The sequence below is a fragment of the Collinsella sp. AF19-1LB genome (assembly GCF_003459655.1).
GTDB lineage: Bacteria > Actinomycetota > Coriobacteriia > Coriobacteriales > Coriobacteriaceae > Collinsella.
The window spans coordinates 41,105-61,604 of record NZ_QRWO01000016.1 but is presented as its reverse complement, the minus strand read 5'-3'; the positions used below and the strand labels follow the sequence as shown (position 1 = coordinate 61,604).

Below are 20,500 nucleotides of genomic sequence, written 5' to 3'. Positions count from 1 at the left end.
CTCGTATGTATCGAGGTATTCCTGCTTGAGCGTCTGCGAGGACGACTTGATCTTTTCCACGAGCGTGCCGGCCTCGATGAAGTAGAACGAGTTGGTGAGGTCTGCCAGGTCGTCGAGCAGATGGCTTGAAATGAGCACGCTGCGTCCCCGCGCCACCTCGCTGCGCATCGCGTCGCAGGAGGTTTTCCGCTTTCCCGGATCGAGGCCGTTCAGCGGTTCATCGAGGATGAGGTACGGGCAATCGGTCGCTATCGCCATGGCAAGCTTTACCTGCTGCTTCATTCCTGTCGAGAGTTTACGGGTCGGCTTGTCGAGATATGGGGAGATTCCGAGGGAGTCGCAGAGCGAGTCGATGTCGGCGGCCGATTTCCACGCCTCCCTAACGAAAGCAAGGTGCTCGATGGCCGATAGCGTGGGATAGAGATCCGCGCTGCCCGAAGAGCTCAGGTAGACGAGTTCTGCAAATTCGGCTGATCGACGTTGGCTGATTCCGTCTGCCGCCAGGTTTCCCGAGCGGATGCGGGCGGGAAATTGGCCCGACAGCGCTTCAAGAAGGGTGGTTTTCCCCGAGCCGTTGGGAGCAACGAGGCCCGCCGCCGTTCCCGGGCCCAGGAAAAGCGATCCGATTGAAAGTATCGTCGTGCTCCCGTATCCCACGCTCGCGTCCAGAAGCTCGAGCCCATGGTGCTTTTTAGCGGGTCCAGCCTGTTTGGGCGAACGTGCCGCAACGGCGCCGACCGCAAAAAGGACCGCGACGTATGCCAGGGCCACGGCAAGCATCGATGCGCTGCCTGAACCGGAGCCAATGAATTCTGTCGGGAAGCATCCTACGTAGCCCGTGGCCTCGATAGGCGAGAACACGGCCAGCGGCAGGAGCCCGAGCACGGCATTATGCTCCAGCGCCGAATCGGACAGCAACGGGAATGCCGGGGCCGCGACAAGCAGCGCTGAGGTAAGGGGGCCCGCGAGGACGCGCCTCGTTGCGGTCGATAGGACGGCGGAGCAAACGGATATCAAGGTTCCGCCCGCAAGCAGCGCGAGAAGCAGGGTCGTGAAGACGTTTCCCGCGGTCGTGGTGGCAAGCGCGCCGTCATGGAAGAAGGCGATCGGGTACCCAATTTGCCCGAAGCCGTTTAGGACCAAGGCGTAAATGCCCCCGGGTGCGAGGCCGGCGAGGAGCATCGCGGTCCCCGCGGCGATTATCGAAAACACGATCTGGATAAGGCGCCGGAATTTGGGCGCGGGCGCCTTCGCCGCCAGGGTCGCAGGCCTTGTGGCGCCGAGCACGAGTATCGACGAGAGAAGGAAGGGGATGAAGGGAAGGAAAGACGGCGCCGTGGCAATGGCGTAAGGCAGGAAGGAAAGGAATGGCAGGTCGTTTGCGGAGGCCGGGATATCCGTGATGCCGGAGCTGCTCAGGGCACGGCAATACGCGAGCGCCGCGTCATTGGTCTCTCGGTCTCCCACGATGGACCCGGATTGGAAGCCTTCGCCCATGAGCGCGTAGTAGCTCTCGGCAGAATCGAGAAAGGCGGCGTCGGTTTGAGCGGCAAGGGCGGCGTTCGCGTATCTTGCAAGCTCCGCGTCAGCTTGCTGCTCTGGCGATAGGTCTGTGCCGCTGGCCTGGGGTGCGCGCGTATTGAATGCGTCGACAAAGCCCTGCATGCCCTGCTTCATAAAGAAGGGCCCGTAGATGGGTGAATTGAACGCAATGGGGACGGAAAAGGCTGCAGCGAGAACGAGCGTAGAGATCCATGCGGCCTTGTCTCTTAGGATCAGTTTGAGAAGAAGTCGACAGTACATTTGGAAGCACCTACGTTCCTCAAAGAATTGTTAGATTAAAAGTAACAGACCGGATGAAGATACGTGCGACGGGGGCGAGGCGAATGGCTGAGCGGTATCGATACGCTGGTTCAACGGTATTATATTGACCACATAGATTTTTAACTTGCATTTCTACCCGCCCTTTTCGTAGAGTCGCCGATACGTGCTTAGCGCACCCTCGGCGCGTCCGGCAGGCTTTGCGAAATGGGATCCAGGAGACTTCGGCGCAGCATCATCTTGCGGAATGCTTCTAATGAGCCTCCCATCCTTCAAAAACAGAATCTCATCGCACAGCCTATCGACCGAATCCAAGATGTGGGATGACATGATGATGCACGTACCAGAATCGGCCAGCTTCCTGAGAATCTCGGAATGCAAGTCCACCCTGCTGGGGTCGAGCGCGTTCATGGGCTCATCTAATAGAAGGTACCGCGCGCCCGTCGCATACGCAATCGCCAGGGTAAGCTGCTGCTTCATGCCCTGGCTCAGAGTGCGGATCCTCATCTTCGCGAACTCGCCTATCTGCGTTTGTTCCACTATCTCTTCGATATCGCGAGCATGCGGCCACATATCGCAAACCATCTTGAGGTGATCTTCCGCACGCAATCCGGGATACAGCAGCGTCCCCTCACCAGGTGCATAGAAGATCATAGAACGGACCTCTCTCGCACCCGTACCCTGCACCTCATCCAGAACGATGCTCCCGTCCACGCGAGGACCCGGCAAACCTGCCATCGCACGCAGCAACGTCGTCTTTCCATGCCCGTTCGGAGCGACGAGACCGTAGACCGTACCCGGGGCAAACTCAGCGTTCACCGAATCTACGAGCACCTTCTTTCCATAAGAGATCGTCAGCGTTTGAAGGTCAATCATCGAGATCATCCCCTTTCGATCTTTGGAACACTCAGGCGCACCATCAACGGAGATACGGCGCCCAAGACCACCAGCAGAGCGCCCGATGCGCCGACGACCTCTCCAAAAGGCATCGCGTTCGTCCCTCGCCCAAGGAACCCAATCGTCCCCACCTGGGAAGCGGGATCAAACGAGGCGAATGGAGCCAGCAGCGCGACGCCCATGCCCACGCTTTCAACATGAGCGCTCAACGAACCCAACACCAAGAGAACCGCGCAAACCATTCCGGTGACAACGGGGTTGCGGCTAATCGCTGCTGTCAACGCAGCGACGACGGAAATCACGCCGTATGCCATGACCAGCAACGGAATACTGCACAACACCGCCTCCCCCACCGTGGACGTTGTCGAAGCTCCCGCCCGAATGTGAGCGACGGGATACTCCGATCCACCCGCACCGTTCTTAATCACGGACACAACGACAGCGGGAACCATCGACACCAAAAGCAGCACCAAGCCAAGCAGGAGAGCCAGCGCAACAGCCGTCAGAAAACGCACATGCGCTGTTGCGGGGATCTGGAGAACCAGAAGGGAACGACACTGCAGGTGGGTGCACGCGAGCGATGTGACAACCACGGGCAACAGCAAAAATAAGGAGGGAAGCGCTGCCTGGAGATACGAAAGGAGGATTAATGGGGGCATCTTCGTACTTAACTCGTAAACCTTGGGGTCCGGCAAGCTCGCGATCGACTCAAGCAGAAGGGCGCGCGCCTCCGCACGAGAAGGAGTCTCCGGCTCGATTCCGATCGATTGCAGGAGAGTCGCATCTGCCGCGCCCAGCTCACCTCGAGCGCGCTCGTACGTCGCAAGGCTTCGAAACCCCTCCGCAGGCATAGGCGCGTACACGAAACCCGAAAGAGCATCCCGCATGTCTTCCAGGGCCGCTTTGCCCTCGACGTCCATATTCGCAGCGTTCTGCTCTAGATACCGATCTATTGAACGGAGCTCTCCATCCCTATACCGAACAGCGGAAACGTTATCAGCGTCAGGAAACATCTCGACCAGAGCCGGGGCCAGCATCGTCGTCGACATTGCAATCGCGCATACGGCGAGGGTAGGAGAACGCAGGAGCAGTTTCCCCATCGTTCTTACGTATGCAACGGCGAAGGCACAAGCGCTCGAACGAGTTGCCGTTCTCGATGCAGTGAAGGAACCTCTCTCAAGACAAATCGGGGATATCGGGCACGCGCAGCCGCTCTTTCCAGCAACGCAAAGCAGGCTAATTGCCAGCACCTCGATCCCGATTGCGCATACGAGGGCAATCGCGCCACGCTCGAAGCAAAGTCCAGGCAGATTCACTATCTGCGTTGTCGGGTACGGGCTATAGGCGCCGACGGTCAACTCAGTGTTCGCATACGTAAGGGGATTCAACAGGGCGAACTCACGTAAAGCGATGGATCTTCCGTAATACCCGGGAACCATCGTCACCCCCATCAGGGCACATACGAACACGATTCCAAGCGTAGGGTTATTGGCAATCTTCACGGCAAGGTGAACGACAAGCGAGATGAACGCTGCCACCAAGAATTGCAAGATGGCCGTCTGCGCGAACACCAGCCAAGCCGGTTTGATAACCGGAGTCGCATATTGAATGTAGCCTATCGGATAGAACGGCGAGCCCGGGCCATTCTTCACAAGCGCGGCGATTATCCCTGGAAGATTGATGGCGAGGACGGCAAGCATTGCAAAAACACTCGCCCATACGCTCGATGCAACAAGTCTACCCAGCTCGCCCATCGGTGCCTGGATGATGAGCTTTTCACGTTTGTTAAGACGCGCGGCAAGGAACGAGACGGCAACGGCCGTTGCGACCCATAGCAAGTACTCCTTCGATCCGTCATAATAGGTGTACTCTCCATCCGATATCTGCAGAAACGGAAGTAGGGGAGAGAGCGGTGCCAAGATAAGACGTCCCGCGGCAAGAGGGTACAGAAGCGCGGGCATGCTTGATGAAGAGGTACAGACACCGTCCTCCCCCGCATTCACAAGCGCATCCGCATAGGATGCTGACAATTCCTGCTCAACACGGGTTATTCCCGACTCGAGGTATTCGACCCGTCCGTCGATGCCAGCCGCGCTCCTGAAGACGGGCAGAGCACAAAGAACCATCAACGCAACAACGACAACACAGAGCGACCTGGAGGAGAGAAGCGACCTAAAGATCGCCTTCGAGATTTTGAGCATATTCATCGCCAACCTTAACCTCATCCAGTCGGAACAGAAGGGCCGAACAAAATGCTCGGCCCTTATTACTTGCCGGCAAAGTCAATTTAACATAAACTGTTAAAAAGTAACCTGAGTTTTTTAAATTCTTCGGAGGTTATTATGAGTTCCGACAATCGCACTCCCCGGCTTCATTCCTTCCGCATCGCATGTGCGATAGCCTCTGCGACCCTTTGCGCCACCGCCATCGCACAAGTGGCGTTCTCCTTAAAGCCAGCAATCGAAGTGCTCGACAACCCTGTAATTGCAGACTCCCCCGCGTATCCAGCCCTTGCGATCTCGACATTGATCCCTGCCGTCATCGGTATCGCTACGACCATCCTCAGCGCCGTTCTCGTGTGGACGATCAAGAGCGGAGACCCCTTCAAGAAAGGGTCTGCGACATGCTTGAAGGTGCTCGGCATTCTCTTCGTTGTTCAAGCTGCCACCAGCCTCTACGCCGGCTCACTCAAAACCTCCGTTTCGATGTTTGGCGGCGAGGGGGCCGTCGGCGCCCAAGAGATCGCTTCATCATTCGATTGGACCTCTCTGGTTCTCGGCATCGTCCTGTTCATGCTTTCCCAGCTCTTCTTGTACGCCCGAGAGCTGTACCTCGACTCCGACGAGATTGCGTAAGGAAACGCCATGCCCGTAATTGTTCGCCTCGACAAGATCATGGCCGAGCGAAAGATTTCCTCGAACGAACTTGCCGAAAGGATTGGAACCACGCCCGTGAACCTGTCCCGTATTAAAAAAGGGCATATTCGCGGCATTCGCTTCAACACACTCGAGCAGCTATGCCTCGCCCTTCGTTGCCAACCCGGAGACCTTCTCGAAGTCATGAGCGAAGAGGATGCCCGAAAGGAGTTCGGACTCGATTGGTCCGCCGAGGATTAGAGGGCGGTCGTACTCGCCCTGCACACGGGGATGCGAATCGGCGAGGTCTGCGGCCTTCGGTGGTGCGATGTGGATTTCGAGACGGGCCTGATCTCGATCAGACACTCGGTGGCGTACGCGAAGGGAATGGGTTCGTTCATCAAGGACACCAAGACCCATGACGCCAGGGGTATCCCCATCGACCCGGTCGGCCTACTCCCCTTCCTGAAGGAGACCCACGAGATCGACTGCGGAAAGCTGCGCTTGCGCGGCCTTACCGGGGCGGTCGAGATCGGGGACTGCTACATCCTGTCGGAGCCGGGCGCGACCTTCGCGACGACAAGCTATATCCGCAGGGCGTTCAAGACGTTCTCGGAGACCAACGGCCTCATGGGCACCAACGATGAGCTGATCACGTTCCACGGCCTTCGCCACACGTTCGCAACGCAGTGGATCCGCCAAGGCGGCGATATCAAGGCGCTCCAATCGATCCTCGGCCACAAGGACGCCATGGCGACGCTCAACGTCTACGCCGACATCGAGCCCATCTCCAAAATCCATAACATGCTGCGCGCCACGCCGTGCCTTTGGCGCGGGCACCTCGGGCCGAGGGTCGATCCGGGTCCAATGTTCCAACAGAGGATCCAGGAGTCCATCGAGACGCTCCAGGCGTTCGGCTACGGCATCACCGAGCCGGACGACCGAAATATCGCCATACGCGACGTGAAGACGAACAGTTGGCTCTAGCTCACCGAGTACGCGGCAGTGCTGGGCCCATCCCAACTGAGGTCACGGTGGTCCGATAGGGGCGCCGCCCGCGGCATGCGCCGCGGAGCGGTATCCCCTACCGAAGGGCGGGGATGCCCTCCGCTTCCAGTTCGGAATCAGCCGTCGGAGGCGTTCGGCTGACTGCGGGAACGGCCTGTCCGCTCAATGTGTTCGGCTGAGATCGGAAATCAACCCAACACGAGCCGGACACGCGCCAGACGGCTCTTCCCCGTGCGGCCTTCCCCCTTACGCTCATGTTGCAGGCATGTAACGCCGCAGCGAGCGCGCCTTTTTTGCGCCAGACAGGTACAATGATGAACACTGTACCGTAGCGGAGCGCCCCGCGCGCGCCGCAATCACGCGAAAGGGTTTCCCATGGCCGAGATCTCGTCCTCCCGTATCGTCATCACCGTCCTTGGCAAGAACCGCCCCGGCATCGTCGCCGGCGTCACCCGCGTTCTGGGCGAGGCCAACGTCGACATCCGCGACATCACGCAGTCCATTATCGAGGACATCTTCACCATGACCATGCTGGCCGACACCGCCGAGTCCAAGCTCGACTTTGCCGAGCTGCAGAAGGCCCTGGCCGAGGCCGGCGAGCTTTCGGGCGTCAACGTGTCCATCCAGCGCGAGGACGTCTTTAACTTTATGTACCGCCTGTAGCGAACAGGCTGCGTGGAGACGGCCCAACGTGCGCCCAGGCGCAACGTCACCACATGGCCCGGAGAGGAGCGCACATGGCCTACGACGCCAAGAAAATCTACTACCGCTTCGACGACCACCTGAGCCGTCTGGTCTTGGATTACGAAGCAAGCCGCCAGATTTCGTCTGAGAGCGAAAACCTCTACCACGGCCTGCCGACCGACCCTTATGACGAGGGCCTGTTTGTTGAGCACAATGTCAAGCGCGGCCTGCGCAATGCCGACGGCTCGGGCGTGGTCGCGGGCCTCACTCGCATCTCGGATGTGCACGGCTACAACAAGGTCGACGGAAAGGTCGTGCCCGATCAGGGCAAGCTCACGCTTCGCGGCTACAGCATCGAGGATCTGGTCAACAATGCCCAGGCCGAGAATCGCTACGGCTACGAGGAAGTCGCCTATCTGCTTATCACGGGTTCGCTACCCAACAAGGAAGAGCTCGACGGCTTTTGCGAGCGCCTGGGCGCCTTTAGACATCTGAGCGACGAGTACGTCAAAGAGTTCCCTATGACCACGGTGTCGTCGAGCATCATGAACGTGCTCCAGCGCGCCGTGCTGCTGCTCTACGCCTTCGATGCCGAACCAGACGTGATCACGCCCGAGCACGAAATCGACGTCGCCATTTCCATGCTCGCACGTCTCCCGCGCATCGCCGCCTTCGCACACATGGCCTCGATCGCCAAGCTTCGCGGCTCCGAGGTTCACGTGCCGCACCCCACGCCCGGTCTCTCCACCGCCGAGACCATCCTACAGGTCCTGCGCGGCGGCATGGCATTCACCCGCGATGAGGCGATGCTGCTCGACGTTATGCTCATGCTGCATGCCGAGCACGGCGGCGGCAACAACTCCACCTTCGCCTGCCGCGTGCTGTCCTCTTCGGCAACCGACCCGTATTCCGCTTACGCCGCGGCTATCGGCTCGCTCAAGGGCCCGCGCCACGGCGGTGCCAATGCCAAGGTCGTGTCTATGCACGAGGACATCCGCGCGCATGTCTCCAACTGGGAGGACGAGGACGAGGTTGCAGCCTACCTGGGCAAGATTCTCGACAAGCAGGCCTTCGACGGCACGGGTCTCATCTACGGTATGGGCCACGCCGTCTACACGCTGAGCGACCCGCGTGCCGAGGTGTGCCGCCGTTACGCGCGCTCACTGGCAGCCAAGAAGGACTTGGGCGAAGAGTTCGCACTCATCGAGCGCATCGAGCGCCTGGCACCGCAGGTGATGCGCGACCACGGCATGACCAAGCCCATCTGCGCCAACATCGACCTGTACACAGGCTTTATCTACAAGATGCTCGGCGTGCCCGAAACGCTCTTTACGCCGCTATTCGCCGTCGCCCGCATGGCCGGCTGGTCGGCACACCGCATGGAAGAGCTCTTCTGCGCGCACCGTATCATCCGCCCCGCCTATCGTCCGGTGATCGAGCCGCTGGAGTACAAGCCGCTCGCCGACCGCTAGGACGCGGACCGTTATAGAACTCGAGCGTGGCCAGGGACCCAAGCCCTCGGCCACGCTTTTTATGCCAGTAGAAAGGACCGCATCAAATGATTGTGTTTTCCGATATGGATGGGACGCTGCTGACGAGCGATAAGCAAATGAGCGATGCCACCTGGGCGATGCTCGACGAGCTCGCACATCGTGGCATCGAGTTTGTTCCCTGCACGGGACGTCCACTGTCGGGCATCTTTGAGCCCATTCTCGCCCATCCCGCCGTGCACTACGCGGTCTGTGCCAACGGCGCCAGCGTCTGGCAGCTCGACGAGGATACGCCCACCGACGCCTCGCGCGCCACGTGCATCTTGAGCCGTCCGCTCGACCGTGGCATTGCCCACCGCATCCATCGCATTGCCGCCGGCCACGATGTGACCTTCGATATCTTCGCGGACGGGCAGTGCTTCCTCCCCCGCTCGCTCTACACGCGCCTGGACGAATTCTGCGGCGGCGACCCCCACATCGCGGCTTCGCTCAAGCGCACACGAACACCGATCGACATGAATATCGACAGCAAGATCGACGAGGTCGAGACGCTCGAACGCATCGCCATGTACTGGCACGACCCGGCCGATCGCGACGCCATCGCGGCGGAGCTCGACACGCTCGGAGGCATTGAGGTCACACGTTCGTACGCCATGAATATCGAGGTCATGGGCGAGGGCGCCACCAAGGGAACGGCCCTCACGTGGCTATGCGAGCACTTGGGCGAGCGTCTCGCCGACGCCTGGGCGTTCGGCGACAACATCAACGACATTCCCATGCTGCAGGCAGCAGGCCACGGCACGGCTATGATCAACGCCGAACCCGAGGACCGCGAGGCGGCCGACGCCATCACCGAATACGACAACGACCACGACGGCGTCGCCCGCACCATCATGGCCGCCCTCGCCTAGTCATTGGGGACGTTCTTAAATGGCTAGTCGCTGGTGGCACTCATTTAAGTCTGTCCCCAATGAGTGGTTTCACTTACTTAAGTCTGTCCCCAACTACCGGTCTAGCAGAGGCTCTCCAGCACGCGACGGAGCTCCTGCTGGACGGCGTGGTCGCGATTACAACCCACCACGCGATCGGCCACCGCCTTGAGCGCGGGGCGCGCGTTTCCCATCGCACAGCCCGTACCGACAAAGCGAATGATCTCGTAGTCGTTCATCGAGTCGCCAAACGCCATGACCTCGTCGCGTTCGACGCCATAGTGCTCCATGAGCTGTGCGATGCCCGAGGCCTTCGACACACCGGGCTGCATGGCATCGATCCACGCGTTGCCCGAAGGCGCAAAAGTAAAGAGCTGACCGAGTTCACGCTGCAGTACGTAAGCGCTGTCCATAACGGCACCGTCATCGCAAAAGATACTCGCCTTGATGATATTTACGCTGGGATCGGGCAGCTCCCAAATACGCTCGGCATTGGGAAGGTCCTTATCGACCTCACGCACGAACTTGCACTCGTCATCGAGCAAGAAGGACTTGGTTCGGTCAAAAAGCGCAAGATGCAGATTGGGAAACGTCGCGACGGCTTGGGCGAGCCTTCGAATCGCCAGGTGCGAATACACCTCACGGTCTACCATCTTGCCGTCGGCGAAGACCTGGGCACCGTTAGCGGCGACAAAGTCCATCTTGTCGCGAACGGGCGCAAAGAACTCGCACAGGCGATCGTAGCGACGACCTGACGATGCGGCGAAATGCACGCCATGCTCGCGTAGCGCCAGAATCAGTTCGTAGGTCTCGGGAGGCACCTGGCCGTTTTCGTCAAGCAACGTGCCGTCCATATCGGATGCAATCAGTTTAAACATAGAAAAGCTCCCTTCGGGCTTGTTGGAATCGAACGTGTATCCGATTCCAACGTACCCAAAGGGAGCTCAAATAAGACTCCGCGGGCGTAAACGTTACAAGGACCTGGCAAATAGCTCACACATGCCAGAGGTCTCACGGTCGCGGCGTCAGGCGACACGCCAAAGAGTGTCCCCAACGACTAGTCGTTTAAGAACGTCCCCGATGACTAGTCGGCGTAGGTGAAGGTTGTAACGTCGAACATGCCCTCGGGGCGGATGCGGAGCGTCGGGATCACCGGCAGGGGCAGGAAAATGATGCCCATGATGGGGTCGAGCGGCGGCTCAATACCCATGGCGCGCGCCTTGACCATAAAGTCGTCGTGCTGCGCGGCAACGTCCTCGGCCGTACCCTCGCTCATAAGGCCACCGAGCGCCAGCGGAATGCGCGCCACGACCTCGCCGTTGCGCACCAGCACGTGGCCGCCCTGGCCCACGGCCTCAACGGCAGCCATCATATCCGCCGCATTGTCGCCCACCACGCACACGTTATGCGAATCGTGGCCGATCGTGGAGGCAATGGCACCACCGGTGATGGTGAAACCGCGCACCCAACCGCGACCGATATGCTTGCCGACCAAGCCCAGACCGGCGGGGCCGTCGCCGTCGACACCCTCGACCTGCAACGACACGCCACGGCCATGGCGCTCAATCAGCATAATGCGGCGCAAGTCCTCGTCAGTCTCGGGGCGAATCATGCCCGTGATAGCCATGCCCGGGATCACATCGATAACGGCCTCGCCCGGCTTAAAGGCATAGTCGAACACATCGAGCGAAAGCTTCGGCAGCTTAACGGAGGCACGCAGCTCATCGGCAAGGGCCGCAACCTCGGCCATCTCGGGTGCAATCTCGCCCACAAAGGTGCCGTCCTGCGCCACCAGGGCACCGGCGGCATATACGCGATGCGGAGCCGTGGCAAACGTCAGATCATTGAGCACCAGCAGGTCGGCACGCTTGCCCGGGGCAATCGCACCGCGTAGCTCGTACGGGTCGCGGCAGCCGTGATCCAGGCCAAACGCCTCGGCCGTGGAGAGGGACGCCATAGAGATGGCAACCACGGGGTCAATGCCGGCCTCGATAGCCACACGGCAGGCGTTGTCGATCATACCGGTCGAAAGCGCGTCGGAGGGAGCACGGTCGTCGGTCGCAAAGCAGCAGCGGCGGGCACGGGCGGGGTTTTCCAGCAGCATCGGCGACAAGTTGGCCAGGTCATGGCTGCACGTACCCTCGCGCAGCATCACATACATGCCGCGGGACAGCTTGTCGAGTGCCTCCTCGGGAATCGTCGACTCGTGGTCGGCGATAATGCCCGCCGCGGCATAGGCGTTGAGGTCCTTTCCGGCAACGAGCGGCGCGTGGCCGTCAACCTGCTTGGACGGCGTCTGGTTGGCAGCATCGATGCGAGCACAGGTCTCGGGGTCGCCCATAAAGACGCCCGGCAGGTTCATCATCTCACCCAGACCGAAGACATCGCCCGGATACTCGGCAAAAAACGCCTGCATATCGGCGGCGGTAATGACGGCACCGGCCTGCTCATCGGGCAGCGCGGGCACGCACGAGGGCATCATGTACTTGATGGAAATGGGCGCGCGACGGCCGTCCTCGATCATAAAGCGCAGGCCGTCCAGGCCGGAAACGTTGGCAATCTCGTGGCTGTCGGCAATGGCAGTGGTGGTGCCGCGCGTCGCCGCCATGCGCGCATACTCAGCAGGGCGGATGTTCGAAGATTCGATATGCAAGTGCCCGTCGATAAAACCGGGGGCAAGATAGCGGCCCTGGCAGTCGATGACTTCAGCCGCCTCGTAGGTGCCAGCAGCGTCATCGCGACCGTCGTAGAGCACGCCGACGATTACGCCATCCTTGACGGCAACGCTACCGGGCGCCACGCGCTGGCCATATACGTCGACAATCTGCGCATTGGTAAACAGCGTGTCGACGGGCACGCGACCCTCGGCAGCGTCGATCACAGACCTCATGACCTCAACGGACATACATACTCCTTTAACCGTAGAAAAAAGCTGCGGGGCGGACAGACCTTCACCGCAGCAAACCAATAGCCATTGTATGCCCAAACGATGGGTCAACAATACGCCTCTCCGCTTAACGGCACACGCCGCTTGGCGCAATGGAGACAGGTTGCTTTGCACCAATGACAAGGAGTGTCCCAAAGTGCCAACAACGGCAGCGCCGATATTTTGGCAACGCCAGCGAGCGGGCCGCATTTGAGGCAAGGTGACGCGAAACGAAAGGGCGCTGACCTTCTGGTCGCGCCCTTGAAGTTGAACGTCAGATTGTCCAAATGCGGCCCGCGCAGCGTCGGCCGGTCCGCCGTTCGTTAGAACGGCGGAACTAAATCAACTTGAAGCCCTTGCGCTTGCCCACGGAGAGGGTGTCGCCCAGCTTGAGCGCGCTGGGGTCGATGTTGTAGCTCTTGGGAGCCACGGCCTCGCCATTAATCTTGACGCCGCCGCCGTCGATATCGCGACGGGCCTGGCCGGCGCTGGCCGAAAGTCCCAGATCCTTGAGCAGGCCGGCGAGGTAGATCTGACCCTCGTCGTTGACGGTCAGCTCGACATGCTTCTCGGGGAAGTCGGCGAGCTGGCCTTCCTTGAACACGCGGTCGAACTCGGCCTGAGCCTCGTCGCCGGCACCGGCGCCGTGGTAGGTGTCGCACAGGTCGCGGCCCAGGGCACGCTTGAGCTCATAGGGGTCGGCAGAGCCATCGGCCAAAGCGGCGTCGATCTTGTCGACCTCGGCCGGGGTGAGCGAGCTGGCCAGACGATAGTACTTGCCGATCATCTCGTCGGGGATGGACATGGTCTTGCCGAACATATCCTTGGGGGCGTCGGTCAGGCCGATGTAGTTGCCATAGGACTTGGACATCTTACGAACGCCATCGGTGCCCTCGAGCAGCGGCATGGTGAGCGCGATCTGGGGCTCCATGCCCATCTTCTCCATGAGCTCGCGGCCGGCGAGCAGGTTGAAGAGCTGATCGGTGCCACCCATCTCCACGTCGGCCTTGATCTGCACAGAGTCGAAGGCCTGCATCACGGGATACAGGAACTCATGCAGGGCGATCGGCGTCTGAGACTGGTAGCGCTTGGTAAAGTCGTCGCGCTCAAGGATGCGGGCAACGGTGAACTTGGAGCACACCTGCAGCAGACCGGCCAGATCCATCGACAGAATCCAGTCACCGTTGTGCACGATGGTGGTCTTCTCGGGGTCCAGGATCTTCATGGCCTGGCTCACGTAGGTCTCGGCATTGGCCTCGATCTGCTCCTGCGAAAGCTGCGGGCGGGTGGAGTTCTTGCCCGAGGGGTCGCCGATCAGCGCGGTGCCGTTGCCGATGATAAGGGTGACGTTGTGGCCCAGGTCCTGGAACTGGCGCATCTTGCGCAGCGGCACGGCATGGCCCAGGTGCAGGTCGGGGCTGGTGGGGTCGACGCCGAGCTTGATGTTGAGGGGCTCGCCCTTCTCAAGCTTCTTACGAAGGTCGGCCTCGGGGACGATCTTCGCAGCGCCCGAGGTGATGATACGCATTTGCTCGTCAACAGACAGCATTGGGTATCCTCCTTTTGCTATAGCACCCTCACCGGATACGGCGGTGCTGGAAGTCCATAAACTCTCATATGATAACAAACTGACGCGACGCGGCACCTACGACAGGAAAATCCTCGTCCTGCCGCACGCGTCAACGGCGACCGGCAGACGTGTACCGTCACGCTCGACCAGATAGCGTACCTGCCGACGACGCAAGCAGTCGCGGCAACGGACCTGTCCCGTCGCATCGGTAGCGCAGACGCCCTCGGCGGTCAGCAGGCAGTGCTCGCACACCATAAGCTCGGGACGATCGGCGTCGACCGGACCCCAGACGCCGGGTTCAGCAGCCAGTTCGGCAATACGCTCCGCATCATTGCCGAGCAACTCGGCCGGCAAGTACACCCGCCCCGCACCGAGTTCGCGCAGCCAGGCAAGCGTGGCCCGATTCGCGCAGAACACCGGCGCCGCCACGTCAAACGTCACGCCCAGCTCGCGGGCCATCGCCACTTGTCCCAGATTGCGGCAGACGACGCGCCCGGCACGCTGCATAAGCGCCCGAGTCCGCTCGGCGTCGCCCGCGCGGCACACTTCGTCGAGCACCACCGTTGTATCGGACAGATCTCGCTCATCGCGCGGACCCACATCCATCAGCTCCCAGGCAAAGACCATACGAGCAAAATCCTCGCGCTTTGCCGGCCCCGCCGACCCCGCCAACTCCGTCGACGCACCGCCATCCACCGCAGCGCCCTCAAAGGGCAGCACCTCAACGGCACGCGCAACGGGCGCAATCGCATCCGCCTCGGCCCGCATGCGCTCCAACACCGCCGCCGTCTGATCCAACACGCCGGCGCTGCGAATCAGATAGACCTCGCAGCCCGCGTCCACCTTACGTTTGCAATGCACGACGATGCGCTCCCCCGCAGCGGCATCCACGGGGCAAGGCACCTGTGGCCAGCGCTTGGGCACATCGGGACGCGCGTCGGCACCCGGGTAAAATCGTATTTCGAGCGTATCGCCCGCCGCCACGGCGGCATCAAGCTCAACCGTCACCTCTTCGTGACCCACCGCCACCAAGTGGCCCACGCGCACGCCCTGGTTGATCGCGCGCTCAAAGCTCATGAGCTCGGCACCCGAACGACCCCGCAGGTAAGCATCGGTAAACCCACGGTTAAACGACCTTCCCAGCTCGCGTTCAAGCTCTTCCACGGCACCGGAGTCCCACGCGCCGTCGCACAGCATATCGAGTGCCCGACGCCACACCCTCACCACGTTGAATACGTAATCGGGATTCTTCATGCGTCCCTCGATCTTGAGCGATGCCACGCCGGTGGCAACAAGCTCGGGCAGGTGCGCGATACCCAGATAGTCACGCGGACAAAGCAGGCGGTCTCCCTCGACGGCAACAACACTCTGCCCCGCCTCGTCCACTAGGTCGTACGCCAGACGGCACGGCTGCGTGCAGTCGCCGCGCATCGCCGAGCGCCCACGCCGCAAGGCCGAGAACTCGCACGCCCCCGAATAGCCGATGCAAATCGCACCGTGGCAGAATACCTCGATGGGCACGCCCGTGGCACATAGCGCCGCAATCTCGTCGACCGTCAGCTCGCGTGCCGTCGTCACGCGCTCGACCCCCAGCTCATCGGCGGCAAGCCGCACGGCACCCTCGCTATGAGCGCCCGCCTGCGTGGACAGGTGAATCTCGACCCCGGGAATCGCCGCGCGCAGCGCGCAGGCCAACCCGGCATCGGCGACAATCAGAGCATCGGCGCCCAGCTCCAGTGCATGAGCTCCCAACGCCACCGCGTCGGACAACTCATCGTCAAACACGAACACGTTGAGCGTTACGTACACACGCACGCCATGGGCATGCGCCACGGCGCAGCCGCGCGCAAACTCGTTATCCGTAAAGCCATGGGCGCTCACACGGGCGTTAAAGCCGCCCAACCCCGCATAGATGGCATCGGCACCCGCGGCGATGGCCGCAAGCATCTGGTCGAGTCCGCCCGCCGGCGCCAGCAGCTCGGGCAGCGCCGCACCGGCAGCATCCAATCCAGTCTCGTATTGTCCGCTCGGCCCCATCGTCCGAATCGCCATCGACAAACTCCTTACCAAGGTATGCATTCACTCTGAAAAATGCCGTCTTCCAGCATACACGAGGCCTCGCGCGCCCCGTTTGGTTTATCGTGTAATAACTTATGTCCATCCTGCCCCGACGGCACATCCACCGTCCGGCACGACATACCTGGAGGTCAATATATGGGTCCTCGCCAACGACAGGGACGCAGCCGTTCAAAGACGCATGCTCTGCCCATAATCCTGCTCTCGTTTTTGGGCTTTCTGCTGATTGCGGGCGTGGCATTTGGCATCGGCATGGTCGGCAACGTCAACCGCTGGCTGTCCGATCTGCCCGACTACACCGACGCCAACGCGTATCTGGTGAGCGAGCCCACCGAGATCGTCGACTGCAACGGCAACAAGATCGCGAGCTTCTACACGCAAAACCGCAAGTCTATCACCAAGGACGAGGTCTCCCCCTACGTGCTGCAGGGCACCGTTGACGTCGAGGACGAGCGCTTCTACGAGCACGGCGGTATCGACCTGTGGGGTATCGCGCGTGCTGCGGTGGCAACCCTCGGTGGCGGGCACGAAGGCGCCTCGACTATCACCCAGCAGCTTGTGCGCAACACCATCCTGCAGGAGGAGCAGTTCGACTCGACCATTGAGCGTAAGGTGCGCGAGGCCTACATCGCCATCAAGATGGAGGACATGTACTCCAAAGACGAGATCCTCATGATGTACCTCAACACCATCTATTACGGCCACGGCGCCTACGGCATCGAGGCCGCAGCCGAGACCTATCTGTCCAAGAGCGCCGCCGACCTCACCCTCAGCGAGGCCGCGCTGCTCATCGGCCTTCCCAACTCGCCTTCGCAGTACGACCCCACGGTCAACCCCGATCTGGCACTGTCTCGCCGCAACAAGGTTCTCGACAACATGCTGCGCCTGGGCCACATCACCCAGGAGGAGCACGATGCCGCACAGGCCGAGCCCATCACCCTCAACGTGACCGAAATCTCGGGCAGCGGCGTCGACGTATACTCGCAGCCCTACTTTGTCTCCTACGTCAAGCAGCTACTGGAGCAGGAGTTCTCGACCGACGTGCTCTTTAAGGGCGGCCTGACCGTCAAGACCACCATCGACCCCACGATGCAGCAGGTGGCAGAGAATGCCGTCCGCGAGCAGCTCGACACGCTCTCGCTTGACGGCCTGGACATGGGCATGGTCGTCGTCGACCCCAAGACCGGCTACATCAAGTGCATGGTGGGCGGCTACGACTACAACGCCGACGAGAACCACGTAAACCATGCCACGGCCAAGCGTCCCGTCGGCTCCACCTTTAAGGCCTTTACGCTGGCAACTGCCATCCAAAACGGCATGAACCCCAACGTCACCCTCAACTGCAACTCGCCGCTCAAGGCCAAGGGCACCACAACCGAGGTACAAAACTACGCCAACCAGAGCTATGGCAACATCACGCTCAAGCAGGCGACGGCATACTCCTCCAACACCGGCTACATCCAGGTGGCGGAAGCCGTCGGCAACAGCAAGATCATCTCGCTCGTCAAAAAGCTCGGCATCGACCCCGCCAAGGACAACATCGAGGACGTTCCCGTCATGACCCTCGGCACCGGCTCGATCTCGCCGCTCGAGATGGCCGCCGCCTACGCGACGTTTGCCAACGGCGGCTACTATCGCCAGCCGATCGCCATCACCGAGATTGACTCTCGTACCGGTTCGGTGCTGTACCAGCACACCGACAATCCCTCACAGGTGCTTACCGAGGGCGAGGCCGCCGCGGTCACCGATGTTCTGTCCGGCGTCATGAAGGGCAGCGGTACGGGTGCTGCCGGCGCCCTGAGTGTCAACCAGCCCTATGCCGGCAAGACGGGCACCACCGACAACACCACCAACCTGTGGTTCTGCGGCTATACCCCGCAGCTGGCATGCGCCCTGTGGACCGGCTATTCCGCGGGCGAGATCCCCATCCAAAAGTACGGCACGGACCTGCTGGGAGACAGCACCAACCTGCCTGTCTTTAAGCGGTTTATGAACACCGTTCTGACCGGTACCGAGCGCGAGGAGTTTGCGACCGGAACGGCGCCCACCTACAAGAACAACAGCGTCTGGAAGTTCTACGGCACCAACAACACCAAGAAGTCGGAGAACGACGACAAGGACAAGGACGAAGAGGAAGAGGAAGAGGAAACCACCACAACGACTACCACGACGACCACGACCACCGAGACCACGGGCGGCGACACCACCGGCGGCACCGGTACGACCGGTGGCTCGACGGGCGGCTCCACTGGTGGTTCGACCGGCGGCGATGGCGGCACGCCTACGCCTACGCCCACTCCCGACCCCTCGCCCACGCCTGACGATACGGTCGGCTAAGAAGTACGCGACTAAAGCCAACAAGGCCCCGAGCAGCTTATTGAACTGCTCGGGGCCTTTTAGTTTGAAGCGACCTGGTGGGCGGTCTTTATACCGGCAAACAAAAAGAGGTACCGACCAACGTCGATACCCCTTACAAGCCACTATGTCAGCGCACACAATGCCGAGCGCACGACCCGCACACCTACTTGCGAGAATTGCTCAACTTATTGATCAGCGCCTCGAGACGCTCGCCGTCCTCGGCCGTCTGGGCAATAACCAAAATCGTATCGTTGCCGGCAAGCGAGCCAAGCACATCGGGCAACTCTGCCGCATCAACGGCGGCGGCGATGCCGGAAGCCGTGCCAGGCTGAGCCTTGATCATAACCAGATTATCGGTACGCAGAACGCCCGTTACGAGCTCGGAAACCATACGCTGCAGGTGCAAGTCCTCTGCCAGAACATAGATGCCCTCAGGGAGCTTACGCAGCCCCATGTCGGCAATATCGCGAGAGACAGTCGCCTGCGTGCAATCAAAGCCCATAGCACGGAGCTCATCGACCAGCACGCGCTGCGTGCGGACATCCTTATTGCGCACAATATCTCTAATGGCATCTTGGCGCCCATTGCGTTTTTTAGCCATACAAACCCTCTCTCCAAAAGATGGCGGAGACAATCAATCAGTGATTGAATAGTTTAACGCTATTTGAAGGCTTTTGTGTATAAGAACGCATTTCGAAACAATTCTATGCAAGTTTGTTTCGTAATGAGCCGTTTAGGCGGTTTTTGCGCCCGTCCGGTTAAGAAAAGCTGCCAGATGCGTACACATCACGCAGCGCGCGGGCTTAGCGCTGGCGATCGGCCCAAACAACAGACCGAGCCCCCGATGGTTATCCTTGAGCGCGGCGACCATCTGACGGGTTCGAGGCGCCTCGAGCATATCACGCATGCGGGCGGAACGCTCGATTGACGACACTCCATGCGGGCTCAGACACAAATTCTCGATGCAGGCGACCAGTCCGGCAAAGTAGAACTTTTGGCTTGCCAGCTTGACCCGACCACCGCTATCTGCTTCCGAGAGTGAGTCCGCAAGCTCGTCGAGCGCCCGGGTGTCATCGGATACCTTGGCATACATGGTGGGATCAAAGGCATCTGTAAGCTTAGGCGCCGCCGCGTGGAAACAAGCGTCGCCGCAGCCGGAGACGCGCTGTGCCTGCGAGAGCGCATATGCCATAAACTCAACCGTACGGTGCGCCTTGCCGTGCGACAGGCATGCCTCAAACAGCGGACGGCTATACATCACGCCAGAGGTCTGAACGACTAGGCCGCCTAAAATCAACTGGGGCAGCCCGGCCACCATCGAAGACTTGTCTTCAATAGCAATAGAAGCAGCATCCAAGACGCGCGAATGGCGCTCTCGATGTGCATCATAGCGGTCGAGCGACACCGTAGGGAACACTATGTCTGCCGCAGTATCGCACGCGATATCGACCATCTTGGAAAGGGATTGCGGAGCAAACCACTCATCGGCGTTCATAGCGATGATTTGAGAGCCGCGCGAGGCAGCAAAACCGGCACGAAGACAAGCACCGCGCTTCGCGTCCTCGACGTCAATCAAATCAATATGGATGTCCCTGTCGGCAGCAACTTGAAGCGAATGGCGCACACCGGACGCAGCATCGCGGCAGACAACGACAATCTGCAAATCGTAGAGGTCTTGGTTCTGGATACTCTCGAGCGCACGCATCGCATAGCTGGGCGAACCTTCTACCACAAGGATCACCGAAAGTCGCGGATGCGAGCCACGTCGAACCAAATTATCCGTCCTCTCGACAGCAATGAATCAAACCGTGGTTCATGGTACACCCCGGCAATAAAAGCAATGAGACACCGGTTGCATTGCACGCCAAGAACAGATGTTGCACACG

16 protein-coding genes are annotated in these 20,500 nt (G+C 60.5%); 7 read left to right on the top strand and 9 right to left on the bottom strand.

Going from position 1 to position 20,500, the window contains the following annotated elements:
• The 3 genes from DWX39_RS06115 to DWX39_RS06105 form a co-directional block, all read right to left on the bottom strand.
• A partial coding sequence (locus DWX39_RS06115) for an ABC transporter ATP-binding protein (protein WP_158561626.1) occupies positions 1-1,677 on the bottom strand: 1,677 nt, incomplete at its 3' end.
• Between the two features lie 279 nt (positions 1,678-1,956).
• The gene (locus DWX39_RS06110) at positions 1,957-2,697 is read right to left on the bottom strand and encodes an ATP-binding cassette domain-containing protein (protein WP_117769450.1); all 741 of its coding nucleotides are present in this window, start codon (positions 2,695-2,697) and stop codon (positions 1,957-1,959) included.
• 5 nt (positions 2,698-2,702) lie between these two features.
• Positions 2,703-4,925 carry a hypothetical protein gene (locus tag DWX39_RS06105; protein ID WP_117758841.1) on the bottom strand — a complete coding sequence of 741 codons (2,223 nt, stop codon included), beginning with the start codon at positions 4,923-4,925 and terminating at the stop codon, positions 2,703-2,705.
• Between the two features lie 135 nt (positions 4,926-5,060).
• On the opposite strand from DWX39_RS06105, the gene DWX39_RS06100 reads away from it, so the two are divergent.
• The 6 genes from DWX39_RS06100 (at position 5,061) to DWX39_RS06075 (ending at position 9,666) form a co-directional block, all read left to right on the top strand.
• Entirely contained in the window at positions 5,061-5,573 is a 513-nt protein-coding gene (locus DWX39_RS06100) for a DUF2975 domain-containing protein (RefSeq protein WP_117758840.1), read from the top strand.
• A 9-nt stretch (positions 5,574-5,582) separates the two neighbouring features.
• Positions 5,583-5,834, top strand: a complete 252-nt coding sequence (locus tag DWX39_RS06095) for a helix-turn-helix transcriptional regulator (protein WP_006235292.1) — start codon at positions 5,583-5,585, stop codon at positions 5,832-5,834.
• 18 nt (positions 5,835-5,852) lie between these two features.
• A complete protein-coding gene (locus DWX39_RS06090) occupies positions 5,853-6,560 on the top strand; it encodes a site-specific integrase (RefSeq protein ID WP_255360342.1) in 708 nt (235 codons plus the stop codon).
• A gap of 396 nt (positions 6,561-6,956) precedes the next feature.
• The gene (locus DWX39_RS06085; protein ID WP_006235289.1) at positions 6,957-7,244 is read left to right on the top strand and encodes an ACT domain-containing protein; all 288 of its coding nucleotides are present in this window, start codon (positions 6,957-6,959) and stop codon (positions 7,242-7,244) included.
• Between the two features lie 74 nt (positions 7,245-7,318).
• Positions 7,319-8,737 carry a citrate synthase gene (locus DWX39_RS06080; RefSeq protein ID WP_117630075.1) on the top strand — a complete coding sequence of 473 codons (1,419 nt, stop codon included), beginning with the start codon at positions 7,319-7,321 and terminating at the stop codon, positions 8,735-8,737.
• An 86-nt stretch (positions 8,738-8,823) separates the two neighbouring features.
• Entirely contained in the window at positions 8,824-9,666 is an 843-nt protein-coding gene (locus tag DWX39_RS06075; RefSeq protein WP_117758839.1) for a Cof-type HAD-IIB family hydrolase, read from the top strand.
• Positions 9,667-9,767: 101 nt separating this feature from the next.
• On the opposite strand, the gene DWX39_RS06070 is transcribed toward DWX39_RS06075, so the two are convergent.
• The 4 genes from DWX39_RS06070 to DWX39_RS06055 all read right to left on the bottom strand — a co-directional run bounded on the left by DWX39_RS06070 (position 9,768) and on the right by DWX39_RS06055 (position 16,232).
• Positions 9,768-10,562: a Cof-type HAD-IIB family hydrolase gene (locus DWX39_RS06070; protein ID WP_117758838.1), complete on the bottom strand. Its 795-nt coding sequence runs from the start codon at positions 10,560-10,562 to the stop codon at positions 9,768-9,770.
• 206 nt (positions 10,563-10,768) lie between these two features.
• The gene (locus DWX39_RS06065) at positions 10,769-12,589 is read right to left on the bottom strand and encodes an adenine deaminase (RefSeq protein ID WP_117630078.1); all 1,821 of its coding nucleotides are present in this window, start codon (positions 12,587-12,589) and stop codon (positions 10,769-10,771) included.
• A gap of 358 nt (positions 12,590-12,947) precedes the next feature.
• Positions 12,948-14,159 (bottom strand): tyrosine--tRNA ligase, encoded by a 1,212-nt coding sequence (gene tyrS / locus DWX39_RS06060; protein ID WP_117758837.1) that lies wholly within the window; start codon positions 14,157-14,159, stop codon positions 12,948-12,950.
• 96 nt (positions 14,160-14,255) lie between these two features.
• Positions 14,256-16,232, bottom strand: a complete 1,977-nt coding sequence (locus DWX39_RS06055; protein ID WP_158561625.1) for a U32 family peptidase — start codon at positions 16,230-16,232, stop codon at positions 14,256-14,258.
• A 162-nt stretch (positions 16,233-16,394) separates the two neighbouring features.
• Here DWX39_RS06055 and DWX39_RS06050 point away from each other — a divergent pair, with 162 nt between their 5' ends.
• Complete coding sequence (locus DWX39_RS06050; RefSeq protein WP_117583036.1) at positions 16,395-18,593, top strand: transglycosylase domain-containing protein; 2,199 nt, start codon at positions 16,395-16,397, stop codon at positions 18,591-18,593.
• Between the two features lie 184 nt (positions 18,594-18,777).
• Here the strand turns inward: DWX39_RS06050 and DWX39_RS06045 are convergent, their stop codons facing one another.
• Complete coding sequence (locus DWX39_RS06045; RefSeq protein WP_006235280.1) at positions 18,778-19,215, bottom strand: arginine repressor; 438 nt, start codon at positions 19,213-19,215, stop codon at positions 18,778-18,780.
• A 132-nt stretch (positions 19,216-19,347) separates the two neighbouring features.
• Entirely contained in the window at positions 19,348-20,346 is a 999-nt protein-coding gene (locus DWX39_RS06040) for a glycosyltransferase (protein WP_147336376.1), read from the bottom strand.
• Positions 20,347-20,500 lie beyond the last annotated feature (154 nt).

Coding starts and splice junctions, on each gene's coding strand:
- DWX39_RS06110 (WP_117769450.1), bottom strand. CDS start 2,697: ATGATTGACCTTCAAACGCTGACGATCTCTTATGGAAAGAAGGTGCTC.
- DWX39_RS06105 (WP_117758841.1), bottom strand. CDS start 4,925: ATGAATATGCTCAAAATCTCGAAGGCGATCTTTAGGTCGCTTCTCTCC.
- DWX39_RS06100 (WP_117758840.1), top strand. CDS start 5,061: ATGAGTTCCGACAATCGCACTCCCCGGCTTCATTCCTTCCGCATCGCA.
- DWX39_RS06095 (WP_006235292.1), top strand. CDS start 5,583: ATGCCCGTAATTGTTCGCCTCGACAAGATCATGGCCGAGCGAAAGATT.
- DWX39_RS06085 (WP_006235289.1), top strand. CDS start 6,957: ATGGCCGAGATCTCGTCCTCCCGTATCGTCATCACCGTCCTTGGCAAG.
- DWX39_RS06080 (WP_117630075.1), top strand. CDS start 7,319: ATGGCCTACGACGCCAAGAAAATCTACTACCGCTTCGACGACCACCTG.
- DWX39_RS06075 (WP_117758839.1), top strand. CDS start 8,824: ATGATTGTGTTTTCCGATATGGATGGGACGCTGCTGACGAGCGATAAG.
- DWX39_RS06070 (WP_117758838.1), bottom strand. CDS start 10,562: ATGTTTAAACTGATTGCATCCGATATGGACGGCACGTTGCTTGACGAA.
- DWX39_RS06065 (WP_117630078.1), bottom strand. CDS start 12,589: ATGTCCGTTGAGGTCATGAGGTCTGTGATCGACGCTGCCGAGGGTCGC.
- tyrS (WP_117758837.1), bottom strand. CDS start 14,159: ATGCTGTCTGTTGACGAGCAAATGCGTATCATCACCTCGGGCGCTGCG.
- DWX39_RS06055 (WP_158561625.1), bottom strand. CDS start 16,232: ATGGCGATTCGGACGATGGGGCCGAGCGGACAATACGAGACTGGATTG.
- DWX39_RS06050 (WP_117583036.1), top strand. CDS start 16,395: ATGGGTCCTCGCCAACGACAGGGACGCAGCCGTTCAAAGACGCATGCT.
- DWX39_RS06045 (WP_006235280.1), bottom strand. CDS start 19,215: ATGGCTAAAAAACGCAATGGGCGCCAAGATGCCATTAGAGATATTGTG.